This window comes from Bacillus sp. Medicinal_06 (genome assembly GCF_056711665.1).
On record NZ_JBWYHD010000004.1, the window covers coordinates 287364 to 301121 of the forward strand.

Below are 13758 nucleotides of genomic sequence, written 5' to 3' on the forward strand. Positions count from 1 at the left end.
TACGGATATGAAAAAGAAGATTGGTTTGCTTGTCATGGCATACGGAACACCGTATAAAGAAGAAGATATTGAACGTTACTATACACATATTCGTAGAGGCAGAAAGCCAAGTCCAGAAATGTTAGAGGATTTAACAGAACGTTACCGTGCAATTGGCGGTATTTCTCCTTTAGCTACGATTACATTAGAACAAGCGAAAAAGTTAGAACAACGTTTAAACGAAATGCAAGATCATGTGGAATTCCACATGTATCTTGGTTTAAAACATATTGAGCCTTTCATTGAGGATGCTGTCGGGGCTATGCATAACGATGGGATTGAGGAAGCAATTGCCCTTGTTCTTGCTCCGCATTATTCTACGTTCAGCGTAAAATCATATGTTGGCAGAGCACAAGAAGAAGCAAGTAAGCTTGGAAACTTAACGATCCATGGTATCGATAGCTGGTATAAAGAGCCTAAGTTTATCCAGTACTGGATAGATGAAGTGAAAAAAGTATATAGCACTATGTCAGAAGAAGAACGCGAAAAAGCAGTTTTAATTGTATCTGCGCATAGTTTACCAGAAAAAATCATCGCTTTAGGTGATCCGTATCCAGAACAGTTAAATGAAACAGCTGATTATATCGCACGTGGTGCGGAAGTTCCAAATTATGCGGTTGGTTGGCAAAGTGCTGGCAATACACCGGACCCATGGATTGGGCCAGACGTACAAGATTTAACGAGAGAATTAAATGAAAAATATGGTTACACTTCATTTGTATATGCACCGGTTGGATTTGTAGCTGAACATTTAGAAGTGTTATATGACAATGATATTGAATGTAAAGTCGTAACAGAAGAAATTGGAGCGAAGTATTATCGCCCGGAAATGCCAAATGCATCAGACGCATTTATTTCTTGTCTAGCAGATGTCGTGTTAAAAAAACAAAACGAAGTTTCATAATCCCAGAGGAGAGGAGGGGCCTTTTTGAAAAAGAAAGTTGTTATCATCGGTGGTGGAATTACAGGTTTAACAACAGCGTATTACTTACAAAAAGAAATTCGCGAAAAAGAATTGCCGGTTGATACATTGTTAATAGAAGCGTCGGGCAAGCTTGGAGGCAAAATTCAAACCGTTCGAAAAGATGGATTTACAATTGAGCGTGGTCCAGATTCTTTCTTAGAAAGAAAAGAGAGTGCAGCTAGATTGGCAAAAGAACTAGGGCTTGAAGATCAGCTTGTAAACAACGCAACTGGTCAGTCATTTGTTCTTGTGAACAATCGATTACATAAGATGCCGAGCGGATCCATGATGGGAATTCCAACGCAAATTACCCCGTTTTTATTTTCAGGATTGTTCTCTCCGATTGGTAAAGTAAGAGCAGGTTTTGATTTTGTATTACCACGTTCAAAGCCTGTTTCTGATCAATCACTTGGTCAATTTTTCCGTCGTCGTTTAGGAAATGAAGTGGTTGAAAATTTAATTGAACCATTGTTATCTGGAATTTATGCGGGAGATATTGATCAAATGAGTTTAATGTCAACATTCCCGCAGTTTTATCAAGTAGAGCAAAAATATCGTAGTATTTCACTCGGTATGCGTAATTTAGCTCCGAAAAAAGCAAAAGATGCAGCGCCGAAAGGAATCTTTTTAACATTAAAAACAGGTTTGCAATCTATTGTGGACAGGGTAGAAGAGCGACTCGATGCGGGAACAGTTGTGAAGGGAACTCGCATTGAAAAAATCGCAAAAATGGGCGACGGTTATACGATTACACTAAGCAATGGGAAAGAAATTGAGGCGGATTCCATTGTGGTTGCTGCGTCTCATAAAGTACTGCCATCTATGTTTGCGCAGTATAAAGAGTTCCGATTCTTCCGCAATATTCCATCGACATCCGTTGCGAATGTTGCATTAGCCTTTCCAAAAGAAGCCATCAAGCGTGATATTGATGGAACAGGTTTCGTTGTATCTCGCAATAGTGATTTTTCGATTACAGCATGTACGTGGACACATAAGAAATGGCCACATACAACGCCGGAAGGGAAAGTACTTCTTCGCTGCTATGTTGGGCGCCCTGGTGACGAAGCAATCGTCGAACAATCAGATGAAGAAATTGTTCAATTTATATTAGAAGACTTGCAAAAAACAATGGATATAACAGCTGAGCCAGACTTTACTGTCGTAAGTCGCTGGAAAGATGCAATGCCGCAATATACAGTAGGACATAAAGAGAGAATGAAGAAGTTAACAACATTTATGGAACGAGAATTACCTGGTGTATATTTAGCTGGTAGCTCTTATGCAGGTTCTGGTCTTCCTGATTGTATTGATCAAGGGGAAGCAGCAGTAAGGAATGTATTGTCTTATTTGGAAAAAGTGGATGAGACGGAATTGATTGCGCAGTAATGATAAAAACAGGAGCTAGTGGGCTCTTGTTTTTATCATTATTTGTTGTTTGGTCGATATCCTTTGTCGAATCGCCGATATATTCGAATTTGCGCTGATATAAGTTCATTTACTGATATATGTATAAGTTATCATTTTATATTTTCTAATTCTTTGTATTCATACTGAATCATCTTATTATTGTGAATGACACATCGATGTTCAAGAGTCTTCGAGTCATCCAGAATTTTAGGTAAAATGTGAGGGATGATCTCATCTAACCCATAATTCTCTTCATCTAAGAGCCACGAAATCTTTTTCCAGTCTAATATGCCCTCAGCTACTTTTTTAGGAGTAGGGTAAGAATAATCTTGTGGAAGCGTAACCAAGTACACATACATACCGCCAAAATAGGCATCATCAAATTCCCACATAGCCATTTGTGATTAATTGATTGACGGCATGTGAATCGATATAGCCTGCACCACCTAAAACTAAAACTGTCATCTAGTCATTACCTCTCGATTTGTACTTTGTAATTCTTTGATAAAGCGATCAAACCCTGCTCTACCATCTTTATTCATCTTATAGACACCAGCATCTTCTAAGACGCGTTCAAATTTTTTTGCAACTTCAGTTTGAAGAAAGCTTTGGATGGTCTCTGCCGTATAGCCGCCCTGGGATTTTAATTCATCTGCCCATTTTTGATGGATTTCAGGAACATTGGCTTCCTTATCTAACAAGTACAGCTCAACTTCATGAAGCTCCTCAATCAAACGTGGAGGGAGAATTGCAAGGCCCATGACTTCAATAAGTCCGATATTTTCTTTCTTAATATGCTGTACATCTGGATGTGGATGAAAAATTCCATCAGGGTATTCTTCACTTACATTATTATCACGTAGTACAAGATCAATTTCATACTTTTCTTCGCGACGCCGCACAATTGGTGTAATCGTATGGTGTTTTGTGCCATCTTTTGATTGCGCACGAATTTGTAAGAATTCATCTGAATAGTTCTTCCAACTTTCATGGATGTAGGTGCTGGCATTAATTAGTTCTTCTTTGTTTAAAGAAGAGAGGCGAATCACACTCATTGGCCAGTTGACAATACCGCAAGAAATATTTGGGTAGTCAGATAGTTCAAATGTTTTAAGAACTTTAGCCTTTGCCATTGGAAAGTTATGGCGTCCAGCTTGATAGTGATCATGACTTAAGATAGATCCTCCTACAATAGGTAAATCCGCATTTGAACCAATGAAATAATGTGGCATGATTTCTACAAAACTAAATAAACGAGAGAATGCCTCACGAGAAATTTTCATTGGTCGATGCTTCTTAGATAATACGATGGAGTGTTCGTTAAAGTATGCATATGGTGAATATTGAAAACCCCATCCTTCTCCATCTAGCTCGATGTTAATGATTCGGTGATTGCTTCTACCTGGATGGTTCAAGCGACCGAAATACCCTTCATTTTCAATACAAAGTAAACATTTTGGATAATTGCCCCTTGGTGCATTTCTAGCCGCTAATATTTCTTTTGGATCTTTCTCTGGTTTGGACAAATTAATAGTAATCTCAAGTTCACCATATTTTGATTCTGTTAAATAATGAATATTTTTTTCAATCGCACGGCTCTTTATATAATCATTGCGTTTACTTAGTTCAAAGAAATAATCCGTCGCTTGTTCAGGACTTTTGCGATATGCCTCCTGAAAATTCGCATTGACCTTGGATGGAAGTGGTGTAATCACATTCATTAAAAGCGCTTCGAACATATCACGATTAGCTTGGTTTTTAGAGATAATAAGATTTTCCGTCGCTTTATCCATAAGCGTATCTAACAGCACATGTGGGTCCGTTTCGACTACACTAGTAATCTCTCCCATTTCCGATTCGCCAATCAAACGTAATAGTTGATTGTGCATATAAATTCGGTCGTTTTCCTCAATGGCTCCACTCTCAATTGCAAGTGTAGTAAAATCATAAATTGCTTGACATGTGTTCATCGTTTCCACCTCATTCATCATCCAATCACTGTAGTTCCACTATCAATGTGTGCCACATAAAAGACAGGCGCATATCCCACAACTTTGAGATATTCATCATAAACATTGTTTTTAAAAGTGTGGGTTTCACTTTCTTTTACTAATGCGATAGCGCATCCCCCAAATCCTGCTCCAGTCATACGGGCTCCAAGCACACCCTCTTGTTTTTGCGCAGCGGCCACCAATGTATCTAATTCAAGGCCGGTTACTTCATAGTTATCTCTTAAAGATGTATGAGAAGCATTCAATAGCTTTCCGAATTCTTCTAAATCACCTGCAGTAAGAGCTGCTTTGGCCTTTTTTGTGCGTTCATTTTCGTAAACTGCATGCTTCGCACGTTTAATTAGGATTTCATCTCCAATAAGATTTTGATTTTCATCAAATTCTGTTTCGCTTAGTTCTCCAAGTGCACTAATCTCTAACTTCGTTTGGAGACGTGCGAGTGCTTCTTCACATTCAGCACGGCGCTCATTATATTTTGAATCTGCTAGCTCACGACGTTTATTAGTATTCATAATTACAATAGCATAGTCGCCCAAAATCACTGGAACCATTTCATACTCTAACGTATTGGTATCAAGGAGAATCGCTTTGTCTTTCTCACCAAATCCAATGGCAAATTGATCCATGATACCAGAATTTACACCGATGAATTCATTTTCAACTTTTTTACCCATTTTCACTAATTCAAGTCGCGTTACATCTAAGTTGAACAAGTCTTCTAATACTACGCCTACAAGTAATTCAAGTGAAGCACTACTTGAAAGTCCCGCTCCATTTGGAATCGTTCCTTCAACTAATAACTCAAAACCACAGTCTATTTTATGACCTGCTTCTTTCAGTGTTAAGATAACTCCTTTTACATAATTTGCCCAATTAGCATTTTTATCGTAATCTAGTTCATTCAACGTGAAACTAATCACTCCAAGTTCTTCAAAGTTCGTTGAGTAAACTAATACTCTATCATCCTCACGACGTCTAGCTACTCCGTAAGTTCCATAAGTAATAGAAGCAGGGAATACATAGCCACCATTGTAGTCTGTATGTTCTCCGATTAAGTTGATACGGCCTGGAGAAAAATATTGAGTTGTTTCTTGAGGTCCAAATACCTCAGCAAATTTTAAAGCTAGTTCACGTTTCTTTTCCATAAGTATAAACATCCCTTTTGCATTCATTTTAAATAAGGAAATTAGCTCAGTATTCACTGGCTCACTTCTAACAGTTCATCATTATCTCTAGACACAACATATAATTTTTAAAAAATTCAGATGGTAGTATCTAATTTTTTCTGTACATGTTTCATATTTAAAGAGACTATCCAAAATATGATCTCAAGTAATATGAAATTCTGTTATCGTTTGATAAGTTGAATCTGCTCTAAGAACCATATCCCCAAAATCAGAATACTGTTCAGCACCCGGGGAAACCTGTGTTTCAAAGGTAATTCCACCATGGTTTGCAAGTTGTTTGCCATGCATGAGAGGCGTATTCTCACCAAAATTTGCCGTAAAGATGACGACACTTGGTTCTTTTGTGGCTATTTCAATTGTAACCACTTCATCCGGGCTAATGAGTTTCACTGAACTATGTGATAGTTCAGGTTGATTCAAGAAAAATGGGTGATCAATTCCATCCACTAATTCTTTTTGACCAAAAGTACTATTGAAGGTTTCTTTGAGTTTAACTGGCTTTCGAAAATCAAACGCAGTTCCTTCTACAGGCAACTTTTCACCAATTGGAATACTTTCCCGATTAAGTGACGCAAATCTATCACTATCCACCCATAATGTGTGTTCATTTACAGGTTGCGTTACATCACCAGTTAAGTTGAAATACACGTGGTTTGTTGGATTAAACAAGGTATCTTTGTCACTTGTCGCCCTAGTTTCTACTTTCCAAACATTCGTGTTAGTTAACGTGTAACGTATCTCGACATCAAGATTCCCCGGAAAACCATTTTCACCATCTTGACTCACCGTGTGAAAAATCACTGAGATCTCATCATTATTATCAATAACTTGATATTGCCACTTTTTGCTTTCAAATCCTGGAGTACCGCCATGTAAAGTGTTTCCGGTTGTCTCATCAATTTGTACTTTATAGATTTTCTCATCAATTTGAAAAGTTCCATTTTGAATTCGTCCAGCTACTCGTCCAATTGAGGCACCAATATATAAATCTTTTTCAAGATATTCCTGTGCCGTATCAAAACCAAGTACGAGCTCACGTAGACCATTCTTTGTTGGTACCTTTAAACTCGTAATCCGAGCACCTAAATCTGAAACAGTCAATTGCAGGCCATTCAGATTGGTAATAGTGATAATCGTATAACCTGCACCGAAATCTTTTGTTGTAATGTTCATTTTAGATATCCTCTACTCCTTTATTTAGAATGAGCAAGTGCAGTACTAGAATTGAACTCTTCAGTTGCTTTCTCGCCATGAGTTAGCTTTGCTTCTAGCTCTTTGACGATTTGTGCATGTTTTTTCTCTGTTAATGTGATCTTCCATGCAAAAATGATAGCAGAGAAAATCATGAGTGCTGCTGGAAGGTAGAACGCATAAGCATGAAACGTCGAAACACCATCTGCAGTAATGTCTGCTGCTGTAGCATTGCCGGTCATCCCAGCAGCAACAGCTACAAGCCCAACGATCCCGTTTGATAAAGCTCCGGCAATTTTATCGAGTAATGGACGAATTGATAAAGTCACAGCTTCGTTTCGGGTACCATTTTTCCATTGTCCATATTCAACTGAGTCGGTAATAGTCATCAAAGCCGAAAGGAAAATTAGCTGCTGAGGGAAGTAGTAGAGCACCAATCCCACCATAACCACTGGTAAACTTGTTCCAGCTAAGATGAAACATACATATGCCAGAAGCATCATCACAATACCGCCAATATAGACAAAACGTCTTGAAATTAATTTCGTGAGCGTTGGGAAAAGTGGAACAGCAATTAAGCCTGATACAGCTGCAATTAACCCCACAATCCAGAAATCACCTGAATTTCCTAGAATATATTTGAAGAAGAAGAATAACACAGCAGTAGTTGCAACATTGGCAATAGCATATGCAATATATGAAAGTGCTAGCCACATTAACTGATCGTTTTTAGTAATAGCTTTGAAAATATCTTTAATGCCTGCTTTTTCTTGTTGCTGACGAATTACGCTATCATTTTCTTTTGTGCCAAGTGCTGTAATAATCGCTGTTCCACCAGCAATAACAGCAGCAATCAAGCCAAACCAAAACCAACCAGAGGCACCTTGAGAATCTTTACCAGTCATCAAGAAAGTAAAGAAGGTGACGATTGGTACAACTGCTAGTGTAGTCCCATTTGCACCAAGTGATGAACCAAGTCGTGCAAATGTTGCCAATTTTTCTCGTTCCTTGGTGTCAGTGCTTAACGCTGGAATCATCGACCAAAAAGCAATATCCTTAAATGAATAAAAAATATCGAGCAAGATATAAACAATTGCAAACAAAATGATGAACAGTGTAGTATTATGAATTGCAAGACCAAAGAAATTGGTAAATATGCATACAAGAAAGATAGAACTAACTAAACCACCAATGACTAACCAGGGCTTAAACTTCCCGAATCTCGTTTTTGTGTTGTCAATTACTCCTCCAATAATCGGATCAAAAACAATTTGTACCAATCGGATTACTACGATTAAACTCGTAATAATTCCAATCATTTTTCCGGTCGTTGCTTTATCAGCCCCAGTGAACATCGCACTCGTAACAAAGACCATAAAATAGGTGCTCAAAGTTGTATAAAATATGTCATGACCAAATGCACCTAAGGCATAGGAAACACGTTGTTTTACTTTTTCATTCATTTTCATTCTCCTTTTTTGTAATTTTTCTCTTCACTGAATTTTAAGAATGATATAAAAGCGTTTACAAAGTTAAGCATAAAAAAACTAACGAACTACATTAATTTCCTTCCTATGGTTTTCTTTTTCAAGTATAGTTTAACAAGAAAGCGTTTTCTGTTTTATATCATTTTGTGACCTTGATTTAACCTTTTGTTGCAGTTCTTCCTTCAAAAGGTAGATTAGGTTATAGTAATCACGAAGAGGGAGAAGCCCATGGAACAAGCAATCTTTATGAAAAAAGAACACTGTTACTTCTCAAGCGAACTATATTTTGATTTTTGTGGTTTTTCAAAAACACTGCCTTTTCATACTTTTGGACCAGCTGTACGTAACAGCTATATTATTCATGTTGTGTTGGATGGAAAAGGAACGTACTATGTAAAAGATAAAAAATATTCATTAAAGAAAGGAAATATTTTTCTCATTCGCCCAGGAGAGTCGACCTTTTATCGCGCGGATGCAGAAGAACCATGGGTGTATGCGTGGCTGTCATTTGGTGGGAAGGTAGCAGACGAAATTATTTATTATTCGAGTTTTAAAGAAGATAACCACTCTGTTACTTCAACTAATATTCAACAATATTTGGATATTATCTTGGAGTGTATGAATTGCTCCCACGGTACATTAGAAGATGAATTAAAGTTGAATGAGTTGACCTATCGGTTTTTAAGATTATTACTTACAGATGGTGTCGAATTCTCAACAGGAGTAAAGCAAAAGTTTTCACGACTCGCGGTTGAAGCGATGACATATATTGGAGAGCACTATGTAGAAGAGATTACAGTAAGTGATGTGGCAAATCATCTTGCGGTCAATCGAAGTCATCTTTCGCGGGTCTTTCACAATCATTTCGGGATGAGCATGAAGGACTGGATTTTAAGGGTGCGTATGAATCACGCAGCGTATTTACTTTCAATGACAAATGAATCAGTAGAGAACATTTCTTATGAGGTGGGCTTTCGTAGTTTAGTAGTCTTTAGCCGCATATTTAAAAAAGTGACTGGAGAAACACCTACGCATTATCGAAAACGTATGTCGAAAGAGAATTTCCAAACAATCTCTTTATCAAGCTTGAAGTTCTTACTTGATGAACAAGAAATTATTTCACGGGCCACTTAGGAAAAATGAATGAAATTTCTAGAATAGCAACTACACATTAAATGTTCAAAAAATAACGAATAATTTAATGTGTAGTGTGCTTAAAGTTGTAACGTAAACGTAAAGTAACTCCAAAATATACAAGAAAAGTTGATTTTGGAGTATTTTTTGTTTCCTTCGCTTTTTTTCGGCACTCTGCATCTAGACGGTAAATCCGTTGACCACGGCAAGGCTTTATCAATATCTTCTTTTTTATTTTTTTAATGACTTTATTGTTTTTTATACAACTTTATCCCGCATTAACGGGCAGTAAGACCCCTACCTCAAAATTCAGCGAAAGCAAAGTCCAGCTCCAACGTCCTGTGATTCTGAGCGAGCCGCTTCCGCTTTTCTAAAGAAGTTAGGTCAAGGGTCAACTGTCCGTAAAAGCCAGATTCGTGAGGGCTAATAATTAGTGGGGGATGAAGAAAATCCGCACTGATTAAAATTTCACTTTATATAGCAACTAATCAATCTCACCAACATAAACAGGCCCTGACTCATTACCGGCATGAAAGTCTTGAATCATTTTCAATAATAATTGCTCCAGCTCTCACTCTAATATGGTAATTCATTAGTTATATCCCACCTTTTGAAAAATATACCATATTATTTTGCAGTATTTTTAAGGTTTTTTGTTCGATTTTAGTTGAGTATTACATTTAGTGTTGCAGCTGCTTTCGGCCATCCAACGTAAAAGGCTAGATGTGTTACTAGAGAGATGATTTCTTGCTCAGTCATTCCGTTCTTTTCAGCTAATTGTAGATGAAATGGTAGTTGTTCCGTATTGCCGATGCTAATTAAAGCAGAAAGTGTAATGAGACTTCTTTCTTTTGCTGTTAAAGTAGGGTCTCTCCATACTTTTTCAAATAACACGTTTTCACTATAATCAACAAAGTCGGGAGCGATATCTCTCATTTTCTGTGAAATATTGAGTTCGATACGATTATTCATGATTCTTCTCCTTCATTGTAACCATTTGGGCTATTCCTTGACCAAATGACCAGTTTTCAGCAGGTGTTTCGTTTAGTGTAATAAAAATATCGGTTGCAGGAATATGTAAATGGTTATAAAAAGATTCTGAGATAGATTGATATAAATTCTTTTTTTGATCTATTGTTCTCCCAGGCCCACATGTAATGGAAACATGTATCATTTTATCTGTTCGCTTTCTCCCCGTTTCTAAGAGATAGTATGGGTTATAAAAGAATTGATGAGATGGATAGGGTAAAAACATTTGAAAGTAATCATCTTTTGGAATTTGAAAATGCTCCATTAATGCAAGATGAATACTATGACTTACCTTTTTCAACTCTTCTTTATGCAATTGACCGTCTGAATAATAAACAGTAACAAATGGCATACATTCACTCCCTTTCGTATGGATTTATTTTACTCCTACCATTTCAATTTTGATAATTGAAAAAATATCATATAATTATCAATAAAACCGATAGAGATTAGGTGTAAAAATGGAAATAAAAGAGATGAAAACATTCAAAATGATTGTTCAGGAAGGAACGTTTTCACTTGCGGCCAAAAAATTGAACTACGCTCAATCAACTGTAACAACACATATAAAAAAACTAGAGAAGGAACTTGGATTCCTTTTATTTGAACGAGGATGGGATGCAAAGTTAACAGATGAAGGTGCATTATTTGCAGAAGAAGTAGATCATTTGCTAATGCATTGGGAGTATTCAATATCTCAAGCGCAACGTATAAGCAATGAGGAGAAGGGAACGATAAGAATCGGTCTATTAGACTCACTTGCAGAAAAATTGATTCCGCCGCTATTAAAATATTTAAATGAGGAGAAACCATATATACATTGTGATTTTGTTGTAGGGAATACAGCGCTTTTATCACAAATGATAGATCAAAATAAGATTGATTTTGCAGTTTGTGGAAACAATAAAAATATTGCTAATGTGAGCTTCACTCCACTTTGTAAGGAAGAAATACAATTTATTGTTAATAATCCTCATCACCCGCTATTGCAAAAACAGTCAGTGGGAATATCTGATATTATTGATTATCCTATTTTAATAGGAGAGAATAGTTGTTATTATTATCAATCTGTGAATGCTTTCTTATCGGAAAACAACGTATCCTTTAAAAAAGTCTATAATTGTAGTGCACTACACCTTATTCCACAAATGATTTTTGGAGAGATGATAGGTATTATTCCTAAGGGAACTAATTTAAAAGAAGAAAATATATCGTTTAAGGTTAAAGGATTTGATCCTAAAATGCCGATAGGATTATGCATTTCTTCTAAAAAAAGAGACTATTTGAGTCATACGAAACAACAGTTGATGAAGAAAATTAAATTGTTGTTTTAAATCATTATTGTATCTAGAAATCTTGAAAAGCCCCTTTCGAAATCAGAAGGGGCTTTGTGTTACACTTATAACTCTCTTAAAAAACGAATGAACTTCTTTAAGCCTTGCGGTTGCTGTTTTCGGCGTTTAATTACAAAATCAATTTTGACTATTTCATGTATTTCTTCATAACGAATTGCTTCTGTCTTTGTCCGGCTATACGCAACATTAGCAGGTATAATCGTAATCCCAAGTCCACCATGAGCAGCTTGCATAATAGCCTCAAGTGAATCGAATTCCATTATCGTATTCTGATTAAAGTCATTTTTATTACAGTAATCTAATAGTTGTTGTCTATATATACAATTTGAATCACTATTTACGAGTAAAGTTTGGTTTTCGATCGGAGTGTCTTTTGATGAAATGAGAATCATATTTTCAAAATAACTGTACACAGTTTTCAGTTGTGATTCATTATACGTACCGTTTAAAAAAATCCCATCAAGTTCCCCGTATAAAAGCATTTCTTGTAACTTTGCGTTATCAGTCGTTCTGATTTTCACATCAATATTTTTATGTGCTTCTAAAAAAGAAGAGAATAGCTGAGGCACTTTCACAGCGGAAATGGTTTGAGATGCTCCTAGTGTTAAAGATTCTCTCCATTTCTGAGGGTTTATTTTGGATTTCGCTTCATTCATTAAAAATAGAATTTGATTTGTGTAATCTAATAAAACTTTTCCTTCTTCCGTTAAGGTGACGCCTCTGTTATTACGCTTTAATAGTTTTACGCCAAGTTCATCTTCTAAATTTTTGATTCGCTGGCTTATATTCGGTTGTACATATCCTAGCTTTTCAGCAGCTCTGGATATAGATTGTAGCTCTGCAACATGTTTAAAAATCCATAAGTCATGGCTCTCCAAGAATCGATCCCTCCACATAGGTATCATTTAAAATGATACCTGCTTCATTATTCAGTATTATACTCCTCAAATGAATGAAGATAAAATGAAATAAAATCAGACCAAGTGAGGAGATTGTAAAATGGATATAAAAGATAAAGTAGTTATTATAACAGGCGGTGGTACTGGTATTGGAAAGGCTGCTGCTTTGAAGTTAGCGAGTTTAGGAGCAAAAGTTGTGGTGAATTATAGTCGTTCGGAAAAAGAAGCGCTAGAAACGATTCATAAGATTCAAGAGCGAGACGGAACGGCAATCGCCATTAAAGCTAATGTAGCAAAAAAAGAAGAAGTAGAGAATATGGTTTCTCAAACTGTTAACCTCTTTGGAACAGTCGATTGTTTAGTAAACAATGCGAGTATAACAGCTCAAATACCGATGAATGACTTAGGGTCTGTAACTGATGAAGTGTGGGATGACCTTTTTAGCGTAAACGTGAAAGGGATGTTTCATTGTATAAAAGCTGTTGTTCCTTATATGAAGAAGCAAAAAGCAGGTGCTGTCGTGAATATGGGGAGTGTTGCCGGGATAACGGGACTTGGATCATCCGTGCCGTATGCTGCAACAAAATCAGCCATTCATACAATGACAAAATCACTAGCAATTGCATTAGCACCTGATATTAGAGTAAATAGTATTTCTCCTGGTGCAGTCGATACATGCTGGTGGGCAGGGAATGAGGAAAAGATGTACCAGCTGGCAGGAAATCTGCCACTTCAGAGAATTTCAACACCAGATGATATTGCAGAGGCGATTCTTTTTCAATTAACCCAGGAATCTATTACAGGACAGATATTTACAATTGATAATGGACAGACGCTTTAGTATTACGTGGCATTATGCAGTAAGATTATCAGCTTACTAGAAAGTTGTATTCATTTTATCCCGCATTAACGGGCAGTAATACTCCCACCTCAAAATTTGGCGGGAGCAAAGAAGTTAGGTGGGAGATAAACTGCCCGTAAAAGCCCGATTGGTGAGGGCTAATAATCAGTGGAGGATGAAGAAAACCCCACTGATTAAAGTTTCACTTTATAT

Annotated in this window: 13 protein-coding genes; 5 read left to right on the plus strand and 8 right to left on the minus strand. The window is 36.8% G+C overall.

Going from position 1 to position 13758, the window contains the following annotated elements; translation table 11 throughout:
• The first annotated feature begins 7 nt into the window (after positions 1-7).
• Both hemH and hemY read left to right on the plus strand, forming a co-directional pair.
• Positions 8-943, plus strand: coding sequence for a ferrochelatase (gene hemH / locus AC1M36_RS11665; protein WP_431613083.1), 936 nt, complete (start codon positions 8-10; stop codon positions 941-943).
• Positions 944-967: 24 nt separating this feature from the next.
• Entirely contained in the window at positions 968-2389 is a 1422-nt protein-coding gene (hemY, locus tag AC1M36_RS11670) for a protoporphyrinogen oxidase (protein ID WP_336450890.1), read from the plus strand.
• Between the two features lie 131 nt (positions 2390-2520).
• Here the strand turns inward: hemY and AC1M36_RS11675 are convergent, their stop codons facing one another.
• The 5 genes from AC1M36_RS11675 to AC1M36_RS11695 form a co-directional block, all read right to left on the minus strand.
• Positions 2521-2763 (minus strand): NUDIX hydrolase, encoded by a 243-nt coding sequence (locus AC1M36_RS11675; RefSeq protein WP_336450891.1) that lies wholly within the window; start codon positions 2761-2763, stop codon positions 2521-2523.
• Positions 2764-2871: 108 nt separating this feature from the next.
• The gene (gene galT, locus AC1M36_RS11680; RefSeq protein ID WP_479845891.1) at positions 2872-4401 is read right to left on the minus strand and encodes a UDP-glucose--hexose-1-phosphate uridylyltransferase; all 1530 of its coding nucleotides are present in this window, start codon (positions 4399-4401) and stop codon (positions 2872-2874) included.
• Positions 4398-5567 (minus strand): galactokinase, encoded by a 1170-nt coding sequence (locus AC1M36_RS11685; RefSeq protein ID WP_336450893.1) that lies wholly within the window; start codon positions 5565-5567, stop codon positions 4398-4400. Before AC1M36_RS11685 ends, galT begins: the two co-directional genes overlap by 4 nt.
• A gap of 183 nt (positions 5568-5750) precedes the next feature.
• Positions 5751-6782 carry a galactose-1-epimerase gene (locus tag AC1M36_RS11690; protein ID WP_336450894.1) on the minus strand — a complete coding sequence of 344 codons (1032 nt, stop codon included), beginning with the start codon at positions 6780-6782 and terminating at the stop codon, positions 5751-5753.
• A 20-nt stretch (positions 6783-6802) separates the two neighbouring features.
• On the minus strand, positions 6803-8269 hold the full coding sequence (locus AC1M36_RS11695; protein WP_336450895.1) for a glycoside-pentoside-hexuronide (GPH):cation symporter: 1467 nt from the start codon (positions 8267-8269) through the stop codon (positions 6803-6805).
• 246 nt (positions 8270-8515) lie between these two features.
• Between AC1M36_RS11695 and AC1M36_RS11700 the strand changes: the two genes are divergently transcribed.
• Complete coding sequence (locus AC1M36_RS11700; protein WP_336450896.1) at positions 8516-9421, plus strand: AraC family transcriptional regulator; 906 nt, start codon at positions 8516-8518, stop codon at positions 9419-9421.
• Positions 9422-10084: 663 nt separating this feature from the next.
• Here AC1M36_RS11700 and AC1M36_RS11705 read toward each other — a convergent pair.
• Together AC1M36_RS11705 and AC1M36_RS11710 are read right to left on the minus strand one after the other, a co-directional pair.
• Positions 10085-10393, minus strand: a complete 309-nt coding sequence (locus AC1M36_RS11705) for a carboxymuconolactone decarboxylase family protein (protein ID WP_336450897.1) — start codon at positions 10391-10393, stop codon at positions 10085-10087.
• The gene (locus tag AC1M36_RS11710; RefSeq protein ID WP_336450898.1) at positions 10386-10802 is read right to left on the minus strand and encodes a tautomerase family protein; all 417 of its coding nucleotides are present in this window, start codon (positions 10800-10802) and stop codon (positions 10386-10388) included. Before AC1M36_RS11710 ends, AC1M36_RS11705 begins: the two co-directional genes overlap by 8 nt.
• Positions 10803-10911: 109 nt before the next feature.
• On the opposite strand from AC1M36_RS11710, the gene AC1M36_RS11715 reads away from it, so the two are divergent.
• Complete coding sequence (locus AC1M36_RS11715; RefSeq protein WP_336450899.1) at positions 10912-11784, plus strand: LysR family transcriptional regulator; 873 nt, start codon at positions 10912-10914, stop codon at positions 11782-11784.
• 65 nt (positions 11785-11849) lie between these two features.
• Here AC1M36_RS11715 and AC1M36_RS11720 read toward each other — a convergent pair whose 3' ends face one another.
• Complete coding sequence (locus tag AC1M36_RS11720) at positions 11850-12683, minus strand: LysR family transcriptional regulator (protein ID WP_336450900.1); 834 nt, start codon at positions 12681-12683, stop codon at positions 11850-11852.
• A gap of 121 nt (positions 12684-12804) precedes the next feature.
• Here AC1M36_RS11720 and AC1M36_RS11725 point away from each other — a divergent pair, with 121 nt between their 5' ends.
• Positions 12805-13545: an SDR family NAD(P)-dependent oxidoreductase gene (locus tag AC1M36_RS11725; protein WP_336450901.1), complete on the plus strand. Its 741-nt coding sequence runs from the start codon at positions 12805-12807 to the stop codon at positions 13543-13545.
• Positions 13546-13758: the final 213 nt, after the last annotated feature.

Excerpts from the sequence above, each read along its gene's own strand:
- hemH (WP_431613083.1), top strand. The coding sequence starts at position 8 with ATGAAAAAGAAGATTGGTTTGCTTGTCATGGCATACGGAACACCGTAT.
- galT (WP_479845891.1), bottom strand. The coding sequence starts at position 4,401 with ATGATGAATGAGGTGGAAACGATGAACACATGTCAAGCAATTTATGAT.
- AC1M36_RS11685 (WP_336450893.1), bottom strand. The coding sequence starts at position 5,567 with ATGGAAAAGAAACGTGAACTAGCTTTAAAATTTGCTGAGGTATTTGGA.
- AC1M36_RS11690 (WP_336450894.1), bottom strand. The coding sequence starts at position 6,782 with ATGAACATTACAACAAAAGATTTCGGTGCAGGTTATACGATTATCACT.
- AC1M36_RS11695 (WP_336450895.1), bottom strand. The coding sequence starts at position 8,269 with ATGAAAATGAATGAAAAAGTAAAACAACGTGTTTCCTATGCCTTAGGT.
- AC1M36_RS11700 (WP_336450896.1), top strand. The coding sequence starts at position 8,516 with ATGGAACAAGCAATCTTTATGAAAAAAGAACACTGTTACTTCTCAAGC.
- AC1M36_RS11705 (WP_336450897.1), bottom strand. The coding sequence starts at position 10,393 with ATGAATAATCGTATCGAACTCAATATTTCACAGAAAATGAGAGATATC.
- AC1M36_RS11710 (WP_336450898.1), bottom strand. The coding sequence starts at position 10,802 with ATGCCATTTGTTACTGTTTATTATTCAGACGGTCAATTGCATAAAGAA.
- AC1M36_RS11715 (WP_336450899.1), top strand. The coding sequence starts at position 10,912 with ATGGAAATAAAAGAGATGAAAACATTCAAAATGATTGTTCAGGAAGGA.
- AC1M36_RS11725 (WP_336450901.1), top strand. The coding sequence starts at position 12,805 with ATGGATATAAAAGATAAAGTAGTTATTATAACAGGCGGTGGTACTGGT.